Genomic DNA, 14,209 nt, shown 5'->3' on the forward strand with positions numbered 1-14,209 from the left:
TGCGCCAGGCGGCCGCGAGCGCCCCCGCCAGCGCGAGCGCCGCCGTCCACAGGGCCGGCCCCTGCCCCCAGAAGGTCCAGGCGGCCCCGAAGCCCGCGGCGCCCAGCAGCCGGGCCAGCGCCTGGCCGGTCTGGAGCACCGCGAGCCCGCGGGCCCGGCGGTGTGCGGGCAGTACGGGGCCGGCCAGCGCCATCAGGACCCCGTCGGTGGAGGCGTAGAAGACGCCGAGGAGTGCCAGCACCACGGCCACGGTCGGCCAGGTGACGGGGAGCAGCATGACGGCGTACGCGCCGAGCAGCGTGGCGTGTCCGGCCAGGAACGGCAGCCGGCGCCCGATCCGGTCGGCGATCCGGCCGGCCGGGACGGCGAGCAGCAGGTATCCGGCGGCGGCGCCGAGCGGCAGCAGCGGGAAGAGGGCGGGCGGCAGGTCGAGGCCGCGCTGGATGAGCAGGTAGAGGAACGAGTCGCCGATGGTGGCGGCTCCGAGCAGGCAAGCGGCGTACAGGATCCGGCGGAAGACGGGATCGCGAAGCGCCCCGCGCTGAGGGGGTGTCGACCGGATCCATGGCGCCGGGGCGGCTGCGGGGACGTAGACGAGCAGCAGGAGTACGCCGAGCAGGCCCGCGCAGAAGCTGACGGCGAACACCGCGTCGTAGGCGTCGGCGGTCGCCCACAGCACGGCGAAGGCCGCGAGCGGGCCCAGCAGCGCGCCGGTGGTGTCCATGGCGCGGTGCACGCCGAACGCCCAGCCCAGTGTCTCCGGCGGGCCGCTGAGCGAGATCAGCGCGTCGCGCGGGGCGGTGCGCACCCCCTTGCCGAGTCGGTCGGCGGCGAGCGAGGCGGCGATCCCCGCGGTGGCGCCGCCGGCGAGGAGCAGTCCGAGCCGGGACAGCGCCGAGAGCAGGTAGCCCGCGCCGGCGACCCGCTTGTGACGGCCGCCGCGGTCGGCGAGCCGGCCGCCGAGGAGCCGTACGAGGGCGGTGGCTCCGTTGAACATGCCGTCCAGGAAGCCGAATTGGAGCGGTGAGAGGCCAAGGCCCAGGACGAGGTAGAGCGGCAGTACGGCCGTGACCATCTCGGAGGAGACGTCGGTGACGAGGCTGACCGCGCCCAGCGCGATGACGGTGGCGGGGACGCGCCGCCGGGCCCCGAGGGGGCGGGGCGGCGCGTCCGGGCGGCCGGTGTTGGCCAGGTACATCAGTGGCAGCTGTACTTCGGGCTGGTGTCCTTGACCCCGTCGGAGGCGACGTAGGTCCAGCTGTAGCCCGAGTCCGTGAAGTCGAGCTTCAGGACCCCGTACTGGCCGCTGATGCGCTTCTGGCTGTTGGGCTGCACCTGCTCGATCGGGTAGGGCTCGGCGCCGCCCATGCCGCCGACGATCTCCACGATCCCGTCGGCGGCCGCCTTGCCGTCGGGGTTCTGCGGGGCGAACCGCTCGTAGTGGTGGTCGTGTCCGTTGAGGACCAGGTCGGCCTTGGCGGCGTAGAGGATCTTCCAGACGGGCTTGGAGACGGGGTCGTTGCCGTGTCCGCCCGAGGAGTACAGCGGGTGGTGCCAGTAGGCGGCTATGCACTGCTTGCCGTTGGCGGCGAGGTCGGCCTTGAGCCAGTCGATCTGGGCGGCCTGGTCGAAGGCGTTGGAGTCGAGGGCGATGAAGTGCCAGTTGCCCTCGTCGAAGCTGTAGTAGCTCTTGCCCTGCGGATAGGCGATGTTCCCGAAGTACGCCTTGTATCCGGCGAGGGAGCCGGCCGGGTCGTACGTCTCGTGGTTGCCGGGCACGGGGCGGGTCTTGTCCTTGAAGGCGCCCCAGCTCTTGTCGTAGTAGGCGCGGAAGTCGGCGATCCGGGCGTCGTCGTACTGGTTGTCGCCCATCGTCAGGTAGAACTTCGGGTCGATCTGCCGGGCCAGGGCGGCGGTCTTCGGGTGTGCGCAGCCGCTGTCGGAGGCCGTGCACTGGGCGGCGATGTCACCGGCCGCGACGACGGTGAAGGCGCCGCCGCCCGGGGGTGGCCCGCCGTCCACGGTGCCGTACACCTCGGCCTCGAAGAGGGAGTAGCCGTACGCCGTGCCGCGCGCGGTGCCGTACACGCGCAGGTACCTGCCCTTGCCGGAGAGGCCGGCGAGGTCGTCGGTGCCGCCGTTGCCGGTCTTCTCCTCGGCGATCTTGGTCCAGGTCGCGCCGTCGGCGGAGACCTCGACGCGGTAGGCCTTGGCGTAGGCGGACTCCCAGGTCAGCTTGACCCGGGAGACGGTGGCGCCGGCCCCGAGGTCGACGCGGATCCACTGCGGGTCCTTGCCCTCGGCGCTGGCCCAGCGGGTCGAGGCGGCGCCGTCGAAGGCGTTGGCGGCGCCGAGCGAGGAGCTCTCCGCGGAGGAGGCGGTGGCGGGCTTGCCGCGCGAGATGAGCGGGTCGGCCGCGGCCCCCGCCCGGCCGGGCCAGGCGAGGAGGAGCCCGGCGACGAGCGCGAGCACCGCGGGCACGACGAGGAGGACGGGCCGAAGCCGACTGCCGGACGGGGGTGGTGGGGTGGAGGCGTACAGGTGCATGCCTGGACTCCTTGGCCTGGGAACGGCGAGAGCTGGACACCGGTGCGGAACGCCGCCCCCGACCGTGGAGCGAGCAGGGGGCAGCGTCACGGCGGCCGGGTCAGAGCTCTCGCTGAGCACGTCATGCCCATGACATCAGGCACCGCGCCAAGCCGCCGTCGGGAGCGTAGCGGACAGGAAAGTTTCCTACCAGTGGTTCAACACGACTGAGGGCAGGGGCGGATGGGGACCGGACGCGCGCTCCAAAGCCCCTCCGCCCACCGACCGCTTGGCACCCTCGCCGAGCACGGCCGCCCGCCCGCTCGCTCGCGGAGCCGGTCGAGGACGGCCGGGATCGGCGATGACGCGTCGGCAGACGCGGTTCACTCGCCGACGGCGCCCTCGACCTCCTCGGCGCCCTGAACCCGCTCGGCCTCCTCGGCCTCCTCGGCCCCCTCGGCCTCCTCGGCTTCCCAGCGCAGCAGGTCGCCCGGCTGACACCGGAGCACCTCGCAGAGCGCGGCGAGCGTCGCGAAGCGCACCGCCTTGGCGCGGCCGTTCTTGAGTACCGCGAGGTTGGCGGGCGTGATCCCCACGCGGTCCGCGAGCTCGCCCACGGACATCTTCCGCCTGGCCAGCATCACGTCGATGTCGACGGCGATCGGCATCAGATCACCTCGTCCAACTCGGCCTTCATCTGCGACGCTTCGACATCGCGCGCGACGGCCTGGGCGAGCAGCATCCGCAGCAAGAGCACGATGAGCGCGACCCCCAGGATGGCCAGGCCGATCCCGGCCATGATGACGGTGACGCCCGGGTCCTCCCGCTGGCCGGGCGCGTTGACGGCCGTGACCGCGAACCACAGGAGGGCGGCCGCCACGATCGCACCGATCACCGCGTCCACGTACCGGAAGGCGGCGTGGGAGAAAACGGTTCCGCGCCGCACCATCGTCACCAGCCGCCATACGGAGACCAGGGCGACCTGGGCCGACGCCATGCCCAGCATCACGATCACGCGCAGCGGGGTCAGCGGGAGCGACCCGTCCTCCGGGTCGGCGAACAACGCCCACACCATCCCCACCTGAACCAACACGGTGCCGGTGAGCACCACCGCCAGCACCGCGCGCAGCGCCCCCACCGTCAGCTTTCCCATGGCCAGCCCTTCCATCGAGTCACGATGGGAATCTATCGAATCTCGATAGCTGCGGCAAGGGCTGGGATGGAGGGCGGGCGGTGGTTCCACACCGGCGCCCCGCCACTGCGCAGCAGCTGCCGCTCGACGGGCCGGCTCTGTCCGCCGCGGCTCCGCACGGTCCCCGTACGGCCGTCTACGGTCGGGGAGATCCGACCGGCGCGACCGCCCGGCCGCGCAGCAGCTTCTTGTCCGGCTTTCCCGCGTCGGTCAGGGGCAGCGCGTCGACGAAGTCGATGCGCGCGGGCTCGTACATGGCGCCTTTCCTCTGCCGCACCATGGCGCGCAGCTCCTCCTCGCCGACGTCGCCGCCCGGCCTGCGGACGACGACCGCGTGGACCTGCTCCATGAGGTTGGCGTCGGGGACTCCGAGCACTGCGCTGTGCACGACCTGGGGATGGGAGTTCAGCACGTCTTCCAACTCCACCGTGTACACGTGACCCCCCACCACCACGATCATGTCCTTCAGCCGGTCCACGATCGTGACGTAGCCGTCCGAGTCGACGAAGCCGATGTCACCGGTGTGGAGCCAGCCGTCCCGCAGCACCTCCGCGGTGAGCTCGGGCTGCTTCCAGTAGCCCTTCATCACATACGGGGAACGTACGCAGATCTCGCCGTACTCACCTGCGGGCAGGTGCCGCCCGTCGGCATCGCACGTGACGACCTCGACGCCCTCCATGACCTTCCCGGCGGTTCGCAGCAGCTCCGGGCGGAGCGGATCGTGGTCCTGGGGGGAGAGCATGCTGATCCCGCCCGCTTCGTTCTGGCCGTAGAACTGGTTCAGTACGGGGCCGAAGCGGCGGACCGCCGCCGCGAGCCGGGTCGGGGAGGATGCGCAGCCCCCGTAGGTGAGCATGCGCAGGCTGGAGGTGTCGGTGCTGTCGACCTCGGGATGGTCCATCAACTGGTAGAGGAGCGGCGGCAGCAGGAACATGTGGGAGATGCGCTCGCGCTCGATGGCGGCGAGCACCGCGCCGGCTTCGAACCCGTCCAGCAGGACGACGGTGCCGCCGCGGAGCAGCGCGGCGTCCGCCATGAGGCCCGCAGCGTGCGCGAGGGTGGTGCACACCAGGGCCCTGACCTGCCCCTCCTCGGACCAGTCCGGTCCGATCGACACGCACTGCTCGAAGGTCGTGCAGATGGCCTTGGGGTGACCGGTGGTCCCACCGGTGTGACGGATGGTGCAGATGTCCTGCGGCTGGGCCGAACCCGTCAAGACGTCCGCGGACTCCTCGGCGGCGAGCTCCACCAGGTCAGGCCCCACGCCGGCGCCCGCGCCGAGGACCAGCACCCGTTCCAGCGGCACCCGCTGGGCCAGGTCGGCGGCGCGCGTCCCGTAAGCGGGGTCGACTATCAGCGCCCGGGTCTCGACGTCCCGGAGGATGTCGGCGTGCACGTCGGCCGAAAGGCCGGCGTAGAGGTGGTTCACGGCGCAGCCGAGCAGCCCGGCGGCGTAGCGGGCCGCGATCGTCTCGGGGAGGTTGCCGGAGAGGAGGGTGACCGTCTGGCCGCGCCTCACTCCCTGGGACCGCAGCGCCCGGGCCATGCCGTAGACGAGGCCGCGCAGTTCACCCGCGCTCACGCGCCGGCCACGGTGCACCAGGGCCTCGCGGCCCGGTTCCTTTTCCAGGGCGTCAAGAATCTCTTCCACGTGGCTGCGGAAGTGTTCGGTGGTGTCGTACATGCCAATCCCCATTGGTTGACTTGAGCAACTAGTGGGAGGGTAACGGTCGATGATCGACACGCCCAAGCCGGACGCCGACATCCAGCCAACCTCGGGCGAACGGCCCGCGCGGCCGGTCGAGCGCTCCGACGGGGGGCTCGTACCGTGCGCCCCAGCGTGCGGACAAACCAGATGTTCCGTTGATGTTTCGGGACATTAGCGCTGAGGAGTCTCGGGCAGGGATTCTGGCGATCGTTGGTTCCGCGGGAGTGGCTCACGGACCGGTCGGCAGGTCCAGGCAAGGCAAGGCAAGATCACGCGAGGAGAGTCCAGCATGCGAACGAACCGCACGTCCGCCATCGCCGCCGCCGCTCTGGCGGCCCTCGCGAGCGCGGGCACCGCGTGGGCGGCAACACCGGGCGGCGTCGGTGCGCCATCGGCCTGTCGGCCGGCCAACCACCTCGCGAAGATCACGCAGGACCAGGCCGGCTCCGGGCACCTCCACTTCCGTGTCACCCTGACCGCGCCGAAGGGGTACGCGGCGTGCAGGCTGGCCGGTTCCCCGGCCGGCGTCGCTTTCGCGCTCCACGGAACGTCGCTGGGTGTCACGGCCGGCCGCTACGGCGACCAGACCACCGACGTGACCTTCGGGCCGGGCCGGCCCGTCCACTTCGACATCCAGGTCCCCGACCAGGGCCACGGCACCCCCGCGGACGAGGTGTCCTTCACCCTCCGCGCCCCGGGCGGCGAGATCCCGGGCACCTCCGTTGCCGAGGGCCGCTTCGAGGTGGCCCCCGGCACCGCCATCGGCCCGGTCCGATCGGGAGCCTGACACCAGGGGACCCGCCGAGCGGAAACGGGCGGCGGGCCTGACGGCCAGGGCCGTCAGGCCGCCCACCTGGCTACGGTTGAGCGTCGAGCCAGCTCAGTTTGTGTCCGTAGAGCAGGCGCCGGCAGTAGTCCGTCCCCTTCGGGTCGGCAGGGTCAGGGTTCGCCGTGCAGGTCTCGGGGTCCTCCCCCGGCCGGTGTTCCGACAGGGACCACAGCCGTCCCGTGCCGCGCTCGATGTAGAGGTCCTCCGCGCCCCGGGCGGTCTTCACCACCTGGCCCTGCTGGACCAGTCGGCCGTTGCTCCATGTGAAGCGCCGCAGGTTCCCCGGCTCGTCCGTGCCCGTGGACTCGTTCACGTACAGCGTGCCGTCGTACGTCGCCGCGCCCTGGGCACCGCCCTTGGGCAGGGGCAGGTAGTTGGACCAGCCCTGCGCGCTGACGTCGGCGGAGCGGCCCTCCAGGGCCGCGACCGGGTAGGAGGCGATGCGGCCGGTGGAGGGGTGGTCGGCGTCGGGACGGCAGTACTCGCCCATGAGCAGGCGGTCGGGAACGGTGCTGCGGTCCAGCGAGATGTACGACGCCCTCGGGGCGCCGGCGGAGGCACAGGCGTAGGTGCCCTTGGGGTTGCTCTGCTGCGCCTTGAACTTCCACGCGGCGACCTGCGGCATCACGTACCGGTAGCCGAAGCTGTACCAGACGTTGTCGTGCCGGCCGACCTTGGTCTTGTCCTCCGTGTTGGCGGTGGTCTTCACCCCGTCGGTGTCCGCCCCCATGGCGTCGTGGGTGCCGGGATCGCTGTCGGGGTCCAGGTCCAGGATGTGGCGCATGTCGAAGACGCGCAGGCCGTTGCGGGTGTCCGCGACGTAGAGGTAGTTGCCGTACCAGACGATCCCGCCGGCGTGGACGCCCTTCTGAATGGGGTACTCGGACGCGTGCAGCCCGTCGAAGGAGATGTGGTCCGAGGAGTTCACGTACGTCCAGCCCAGCAGGACGTGCCGGTACTTCACCTCGGGGCTGCCGGTCGCCGGGTTGATCCGGTTCTGCACGAAGGTGATCCGGACGCCCTTCTGGTTGCAGGCGTCATTGGCCTCCACCTCGGCGCTGGTGCAGTCGCCGGTCGCCGGATCCGGGTCGTCCTCCCGGCCCGGGTCCCAGCCGTCGTACGAGGCGAACAGCTGGATGTTCTTGGCCTCGCCCCACGTCTCGTTGTCCTTGGCGTCGGAGACCCCGGTGAATCCCTGGGGTATCCACTCCTTGGAGGTGGCGTCGTCGTTCTGCAGGCAGTACTTGATGTCGGGGTCCGGTGCGGTGCCGAAAGCGTCGTCGGAGCACCACGGACGGGCGGTGCGGTTGGCGCCGGCCAGCAGGTCCTGGACTCCCGACGTGGGAAGGACGCCGCCCAGGCGGGTGACCCGCTTGGTGGTCTCGGCGTTCATGTCACCGGGCGACAGCGTGAAGTCACCGGCCGGGGCGGCGCCGCCGGGAACGATCGCGGCCAGGCCGGCGCCGTTCGGCGAAGGGCTGCTCTGGGCCGAGCGGGGCTCCTGGGCCCAGGAAGCCGGCACGTCGGGCGGAAGGTCCTCCGCCTGGGCCGGTGCTGCGAGGCCGGTGAACACGAGCACGGCGGCGGCAGCCGCCGTGCTCCATGCGCGACGTGGTCGGCTTGTGTGCATGTGGGTCTTCTCCGTTACTGCGGGACAAGCAAGTTGAACGGAGGGTTCCAGAACACAGATGCGAAGCGCAAGCTTGATCACTTCACAACGGCCGTGACTCTCATGGGAGTTAGAGGCGCCTTGTCACGGCCCACAGAGCCCGGTCCCACGACCCACGGCCCACAACTCCCTAGCCTTCCGCGTGAATCGTGTCGAGCAGTTCGTCAGCCCAGGCGGCGCTGTAGTCGTCCAGTCGCGGGAGGCCGCCCTCGTAGGGCGAGCCCGTCCACGTGAACGTGGCGCCGGGGTTGTGCGCGGCGTATCCGCCCTCGGCGAAGAGGTGCGGGCTGCCCTGGATCTGCGGCCCCTCGGCGGTCCGCCACTGCTCGTAGACCTCGGCGCGTCCGCTGCCCCGGGCCAAAGCCCCGGCCAGCGCCTTGGCGTCGACGTGCTCGCACTGCTCGGCGATGTCCAGGATCACCGCGTGGACGCTGATGCACTTGCTGTCGGCGTAGAACGCCCGGCGCAGTGCCTCGTCCAGCTCGTCGCTGCCCCGCAGCCCGCCTATCTCGGGGTCCTTCGCGGCCTGGATGGCTTCGAGGCCCGGCAGGGTCGTCACCGGGTAGGCGTGCGCCGGTCCGTCCCACATCCGCCAGCCGAGCTCGGGCAGACGGGCGGCGATCGCCATGATCTCCGGGTCCACGATGAACTTCGGAGTGGGCTCGCGGTTGAACAGCTCCAGCGGGAAGGCCCGGTGGTCGATGAGCAGCGGTTGGGACCGGCGCCGGGCTGCGGCGCGCAGAGTGTGCAGGGCGAGGGTCGCCCAGGGGCAGCCGATGTCCGACCAGACGGTCACCGTCGGGCTGTCAGTTCGTGTCACCATGTCAGATCCTCCTGCGGTGGGACTCATGTGCCCGGCGGCGGGCGCCGGCCGGGCACACATCGGTCAGAGCTCGACGCGTACGCCATAGTCGGTGACCCAGGTGTTGAACTCGATGAGCCGCTCCAGCACGGCGCGGGCGCTCCAGGGGCCGCCGACCGCGTAGGAGCCGACCGGCCGGTCGAGCAGTTTGCGGATGTCCGCCTCCGAGACCAGCTGGAACACCGGGGCGCCCTCGACGAGGATGCCTTCGACCTTCTCGCGCAGGGCGATCTCGTACCTGCGGTCCTGGGTGGAGGGATACGGGTTCTTCTTGCGGTCGAGCACCGTGTCGGGCAGGACTCCGCGCATCGCCGCGCGCAGCAGGCTCTTCTCCCGGCCGTCGAAGCTCTTCATCGCCCAGGGGGTGTTGTAGACGTACTCGACGAGGCGGTGGTCGGTGAAGGGAACGCGCACCTCCAGGCTGGCCGCCATGCTCATGCGGTCCTTGCGGTCCAGCAGGAAGTTCTCCCAGCGGGTGAGGTTGAGGTACGTCCGCTCGCGCATCCGCTCCTCGAAGCCGCTCTCGCCCTCCAGCCGGGGCACCTCCTCCAGGGCCTGGGTGTAGCGGTCCTTCACGTACTCGGTGAGCCCGAGCCGGTCCCACAGGCCTACGTCGCGCAGCGCGCCGATGCCGCCGAGCTTCTCGAAGGGGTGGTGCCAGGGGAAGCTGTCCAGCTCGACGGCTTCCTTGTCGTGGAACCAGGTGTAGCCGCCGAAGAGTTCGTCCGCCGCCTCGCCGGAGAGCGCTACGGTCATCCGCTCCTTCAGCGCACGGCACAGGATGAGCAGCGAGAACTCCATGTCGCCGGTGGAGACCGGCAGGTCCTGGGCGCGCAGTACGGTGCTCCGCACCTCGGGGTCGAGGATGTCCTCGTTGTCGAGCTCGACGATGATGTGCTCGGCGCCGACGCGCTGCGCGACCTCGACCGCGAAGGGGGTGTCCGGGTCGGCCCACTGCATGTTGGTCTCGAAGCGGTTGTCGTGGCCGGTGAAGTCCACGGAGAAGGCGCGGAGGGGCTGTTCGACACCCTGTTTGGCGAGGGCCTTGGCGGCGAGCGCGGTCACGGCGCTGGAGTCGAGGCCTCCGGAGAGCAGCGTGCCGACGGTGACGTCCGCGACGAGCTGGCGCTCCACGATGTCCTCGAGCAGATCGCGGACGTTGGCGATCGTCGTGTCGAGGTCGTCGGTGTGCGGCGCGGCCTTGAGCTCCCAGTACTTCGAGACGCTGTGCCCGTCGCGGGTGAAGCGCACGGTCGTGGCGGGAACGACCTCGTGCATGCCTCGGAAGACCGCGTGCCCGGGGGTCTTGACGATGCTGAAGATCTCCTTCAGCCCCTCGGGGTCGACCACGGCCTCGGCGTCCTGGTGGGCCAGGATCGCCTTCGGCTCGGAGCCGAAGAGCACGCCGTCGGCGGTCGGGTAGTAGTAGAGCGGCTTGACGCCCATCCGGTCGCGGATGAGGAGCAGTTCCTCGGTACGCGGGTCCCAGATCGCGAAGGCGTAGATGCCGTTGAGGCGCTCCGCGAAGCCGGCGCCCCACTCCAGGTAGGAGCGCAGGACGACCTCGGTGTCGCTGGACGTACGGAACTCGTGGCCGAGTCCGCTCAGTTCCTCGCGCAGCTCCCGGAAGTTGTAGACCTCGCCGGTGTAGGTGATGACCGGCTGCGTGTCGTCGTTCTCGACGGCGGCCATGGGCTGCCGGCCGCCCTCCAGGTCGATGATCGCCAGACGGCGGTGCCCGAGGATCGCACGGGGCGAGGTCCACAGCCCACCCGCATCCGGGCCGCGGCACTCCATGGTGTCCGTCATGGCCGACGCGATTTCCGAGTGCGCCGTCAGATCGCGCTGAAAGCTGACCCATCCGGCAAGGCCGCACATAGGTGATCGGTTCCTCTCGACAAGGGGGGATGACCAGACGACCAGGTGACCAGGTGTCCTTGGCCGGCTCCCCCAGAGTGTTGAGCGGCCCGAAACCCCGGTCCACCGGAGCGGGTTCACTTTGTCAGGTGACCGTGACGTCCCGAGGTCGCAGGGGCAGGGGCAGGGGAACCGGGTCCGCCGACCTGACACAGGGATCCCCCGTCGATTGCCGCCCGCCCGTGCGAGGGCGCACATTCCATGGGGTGACACCCACGTCTCTCGACACCGATCGCCCGGCCGCAAGGCATCCCCTACGCGCGCCCAGGCGCCCGCCTCCCCTCCTGGTGACCGCCGGCTACGAGTTCGTGCTCACCACCGGCATGCTGTTCACCGTGGTCACGGCCGCCCGCTGGATGGCGGGCCCCGGCTCCCCCTTCTCCGGCCTGGTGCCGACCCCGCGCGGCCAGCTGGTGGTGATGGGGCTGCTGGTCGGCGCCGTCGTCACCGCCGTGCTCGGGCCCTCCATGCGCCGGGAGACCGCCGGTCATCTCAATCCCGCGGTCAGTATCGGACTGTGGCTGCTGCGCGTCTTCCCCGGTAAAGCGGTACTGCCCTTCGTCGTGGCGCAGCTGGCCGGCTCCGTGTGCGGGGTCGCGCTGGCGCGGCTCGCCTGGGGCGACGCGGCCGCGGCGGTCGGCGACGCCGCCCTGGCCCCCGGGCCCGGCTGGGGCGCCGGAGGCGTGTTCCTGGCCGAGGCGGGATCCATGGCCGTGATCATGCTGATCGTGGCCTGCTTCGGGACCCGTCCAGCGCTGCTGCGCCATCTGCCGCCCGTCATCGGCACCTGTGTCGCGGCCGTCATCATCTTCCTCGGGCCGCTCTCCGGCGGCGGCGGGAACCCGGCGCGCCAGCTCGGACCGGCCCTCGTCTCCGGCACGACCGGCCTGCTGTGGGTCTACCTGCTCGCACCCGTCGCCGGATCGGTCGTCGCGGGCGCGGTGTCGGCGCTGGTGCGCCGGCGCCGACACCGATGAACCCGTCGGGGCGCCACCGGTGAATCCACTGGGGCGGCTCCCGGTCCTGGACCGGGGGCCGCCCCTCTGCTCTGCCGGGGGTGGGGCAGGGTCAGCAGAGGTCCGTCCCGTGGAGCCACGCGACCCTGTCGTACATGTCGTGGGCCGAAAGACCCGTCAGCAGCGCGTTGCGCTCGCGCGCCGCGTCGCCCACCGGGTGGTACAGCCGCCGGCCAATCTCACGGGCGACCAGCTGGGTCCGGGCCGTACGCTCCCGGCGCGCCGCGCTGTACTTCTCCAGCCGCTGCACGACGGTGTCCTCGCAGCAGTCCAGCGACTCGGCGAGGACCACCGCGTCCTCCAGCGCCTGACAGGCACCCTGGGCCGCGTACTGCAGCATCGGGTGCGCCGCGTCGCCGAGCAGTGCCACACGCCCCTCGGTCCACACGTCGACCGGATCGCGGTCGCACAGCACCCATGCCTTCCAGTCCCGGCCGAGCTCCAGCAGCCGCCGCGCCGTCTCGCCCAGCTCCGGGAACTCCTTCAGCACGTGGTCGCGTTCGGTCGGCTGCCCGACGAGGGCCACGTGCGCGCCGTTGTCCCGGGTCGCGGCCAGGTTCAGGAACGCGCCGCCGCCGATCGGATAGTGGACGAAGTGCCACTTGGGGCCCGCCCAGAGGGTCACGGTGTTCCACCGCAGCTCCTCGGGCACCTGCTCCACCGGAACCACCGAGCGGTAGATCGTGTGCCCGGAGACCCTCGGGGCCCCGTCGCCGACCAGTTGACGCCGTACCTCCGAGCGGATGCCGTCGGCCCCGATCAGCGCCGCGCCGCTGAGCCGCTCGCCGCTGCCCAGGACGGCGGTCACCTCACTAGAGCCCTGGCCGCGCTGCTCGTACCCCACCACCTGGCTACCGCCGCGCAGTTCGATCATCGGGTGGCTGCGGCACCCTTCGAGCAGCGGCTCGTACACGTCGGAGCGCTGCACGACCGCGTACGGGTTGCCGAAACGCGTGCGGTAGTCGCCGGTCAGCGGCATCGCGGCGATCCGCTCGTCCGTGGTGCCGTCCATGAGCCGCAGTTCGTCGATGTAGACCGCCCGGTCGCGGACCTGTGCGCCCACGCCGAGCAGGTCGAGCGCGTGGAAGGCGTTGGGGCCGAGCTGGATGCCGGCGCCGAGTTCGGTGAACGTCTCCCTGCGCTCCAGAACGGTCACCCGGTGGCCGCGGCCCGCGAGGCCGAGCGCCGCGGCGAGTCCGCCGATGCCTCCCCCGGCGATGAGTATGTTCGCCATCTGTGGTTCACATCCCTTGTGTTGTCGTAGATTCGAGGAAGAGTCGGCGGAGTTCGCCGTGAACGCCGCGCAAGGGCGACGAAGCCGGGGAAGGCCTTGGCGACGCGGGACGGGTCGTCGGGCGTGATGCCTGCGGCGCGCAGTCCGGGGATGTGCCTGATCCCGTACGTCGGGATGCGGGCGCCGGCGGGCGGCGCGATGGCCGAGGAAGCCGTGAACGGGTCCGATGCGTCACCCATGTCGATGTCGAACCGCCGGCGAGGCTGCCGCCGCCACGACCGGTGACGGTGCGCCCCGTCACCGCGGACGCAGCGGGCGGGTCCGCGCCCCGTACCGGTGATCTCCCAGGCCTCGTCGGTTGCCGGGGTCCCGATGCCCGCGGCGGGTGGGCGCGGTACGGAAGACGAGGGCGTCGTCGCTGACCAGCGGTGCTCGCGGCCGGGTCACCCATCGGCCGCGGCGGCCGGCCGCTGGGCCAGGTCGGTCTCGCTCCGGGAACCGGGGACACGCGCGGCCGGCGCGGCCGCGGACGTCGTCATGCCCGGCCCCCGGCCCGGGCGGCACTGGCGCGGGTCGCCGTCGCGACGCGCTCGGCCGTCGGACCGTGCTGCTCGTGGAGCGCCCGGTACGGAGCCGAGGCGTCGCGGGCGATGCGCACCTCGCTGCCGGTGGCGAGCGGGACCGCGTCGTCGTGGAGGACGACCGGGTTGCCTTCGAACAGACGGCGCTCACGGCGCGCGGCCGACCCCACGCCCACGGCACGGCCGAGGCCCTGGCCGAGCCGGGCCGTCCTCAGCGCCTTGATGTCGTCGAGCTCCAGGCCGTAGCCGGAGCGGTCCGGCCCGCTCCGTTCGAAGCGTCCGGTCGCACTCCTCGGTGGGGTCCTCACGGTTCTGCTCAGGGCTCCTTGACTGATGTTCGGAACGGGGGAAGCTCCCGGGGTCACCCTGCAATGACCTGACCTGGCGGGCGCAGGATGCCGGGAGCACTTCGTCAGGTGCCCCGGACCGCGTCACCCACCCCGCCTGATCCCCACGGGGCGCGGCACGCCCCCGCGACTTGGCTCCCCCGACGAGCCGCGGACACGTGCGAACCGGTCAGAGGGCGGTGTCCGTCTCCTCGGCCAGCGTCCGCAGGAGCCGGTCCTGGAACGCCTCGTCGTGGACGGCAGGGTGCGGCTCCCGCCCCCGGCTGGGGTAACAGTACCCCCCCCCCCTCTGGGCCCCGGGAGCCTCGGCCACCGCGAACCCCCCCCC

11 protein-coding genes and 1 pseudogene are annotated in these 14,209 nt (G+C 71.6%); 2 read left to right on the forward strand and 10 right to left on the reverse strand.

The window, feature by feature from the left end; genetic code table 11:
• The 5 genes and pseudogenes from ADK52_RS03455 to ADK52_RS03475 form a co-directional block, all read right to left on the reverse strand.
• Positions 1 to 1,198: MFS transporter (locus tag ADK52_RS03455; protein WP_053688292.1), on the reverse strand; the 1,198-nt coding region annotated here is incomplete at its 3' end.
• The gene (locus ADK52_RS03460) at positions 1,198 to 2,547 is read right to left on the reverse strand and encodes a discoidin domain-containing protein (protein ID WP_053688293.1); all 1,350 of its coding nucleotides are present in this window, start codon (positions 2,545 to 2,547) and stop codon (positions 1,198 to 1,200) included. The genes ADK52_RS03455 and ADK52_RS03460, both read right to left, overlap by 1 nt.
• A 431-nt stretch (positions 2,548 to 2,978) precedes the next feature.
• A pseudogene (locus ADK52_RS03465) lies at positions 2,979 to 3,194 on the reverse strand (helix-turn-helix domain-containing protein); the annotation flags it as partial.
• Positions 3,194 to 3,679 (reverse strand): DUF2975 domain-containing protein, encoded by a 486-nt coding sequence (locus tag ADK52_RS03470; protein WP_053688295.1) that lies wholly within the window; start codon positions 3,677 to 3,679, stop codon positions 3,194 to 3,196. The gene ADK52_RS03470 and the pseudogene ADK52_RS03465, both read right to left, overlap by 1 nt.
• 175 nt (positions 3,680 to 3,854) lie before the next feature.
• Positions 3,855 to 5,402, reverse strand: a complete 1,548-nt coding sequence (locus ADK52_RS03475; protein WP_053688296.1) for an AMP-binding protein — start codon at positions 5,400 to 5,402, stop codon at positions 3,855 to 3,857.
• Between the two features lie 313 nt (positions 5,403 to 5,715).
• On the opposite strand from ADK52_RS03475, the gene ADK52_RS03480 reads away from it, so the two are divergent.
• Positions 5,716 to 6,213, forward strand: a complete 498-nt coding sequence (locus ADK52_RS03480) for a DUF4232 domain-containing protein (RefSeq protein WP_053688297.1) — start codon at positions 5,716 to 5,718, stop codon at positions 6,211 to 6,213.
• A 70-nt stretch (positions 6,214 to 6,283) separates the two neighbouring features.
• On the opposite strand, the gene ADK52_RS03485 is transcribed toward ADK52_RS03480, so the two are convergent.
• From ADK52_RS03485 to asnB, 3 genes are all read right to left on the reverse strand, one after another.
• A complete protein-coding gene (locus tag ADK52_RS03485; protein WP_053688298.1) occupies positions 6,284 to 7,885 on the reverse strand; it encodes a hypothetical protein in 1,602 nt (533 codons plus the stop codon).
• A 169-nt stretch (positions 7,886 to 8,054) separates the two neighbouring features.
• Complete coding sequence (locus ADK52_RS03490) at positions 8,055 to 8,747, reverse strand: DsbA family oxidoreductase (RefSeq protein WP_234343290.1); 693 nt, start codon at positions 8,745 to 8,747, stop codon at positions 8,055 to 8,057.
• A gap of 63 nt (positions 8,748 to 8,810) precedes the next feature.
• On the reverse strand, positions 8,811 to 10,664 hold the full coding sequence (gene asnB, locus ADK52_RS03495; protein ID WP_053688300.1) for an asparagine synthase (glutamine-hydrolyzing): 1,854 nt from the start codon (positions 10,662 to 10,664) through the stop codon (positions 8,811 to 8,813).
• A 326-nt stretch (positions 10,665 to 10,990) separates the two neighbouring features.
• Between asnB and ADK52_RS03500 the strand changes: the two genes are divergently transcribed.
• Complete coding sequence (locus tag ADK52_RS03500) at positions 10,991 to 11,680, forward strand: aquaporin (RefSeq protein ID WP_053688301.1); 690 nt, start codon at positions 10,991 to 10,993, stop codon at positions 11,678 to 11,680.
• A 91-nt stretch (positions 11,681 to 11,771) separates the two neighbouring features.
• On the opposite strand, the gene ADK52_RS03505 is transcribed toward ADK52_RS03500, so the two are convergent.
• Positions 11,772 to 12,953, reverse strand: coding sequence for a 3-hydroxybenzoate 6-monooxygenase (locus tag ADK52_RS03505; RefSeq protein ID WP_053688302.1), 1,182 nt, complete (start codon positions 12,951 to 12,953; stop codon positions 11,772 to 11,774).
• Between the two features lie 535 nt (positions 12,954 to 13,488).
• Complete coding sequence (locus ADK52_RS41070; protein WP_053688303.1) at positions 13,489 to 13,842, reverse strand: hypothetical protein; 354 nt, start codon at positions 13,840 to 13,842, stop codon at positions 13,489 to 13,491.
• Positions 13,843 to 14,209: the final 367 nt, after the last annotated feature.

The organism is Streptomyces sp. WM6372 (genome assembly GCF_001279655.1).
Lineage (GTDB): Bacteria > Actinomycetota > Actinomycetes > Streptomycetales > Streptomycetaceae > Streptomyces.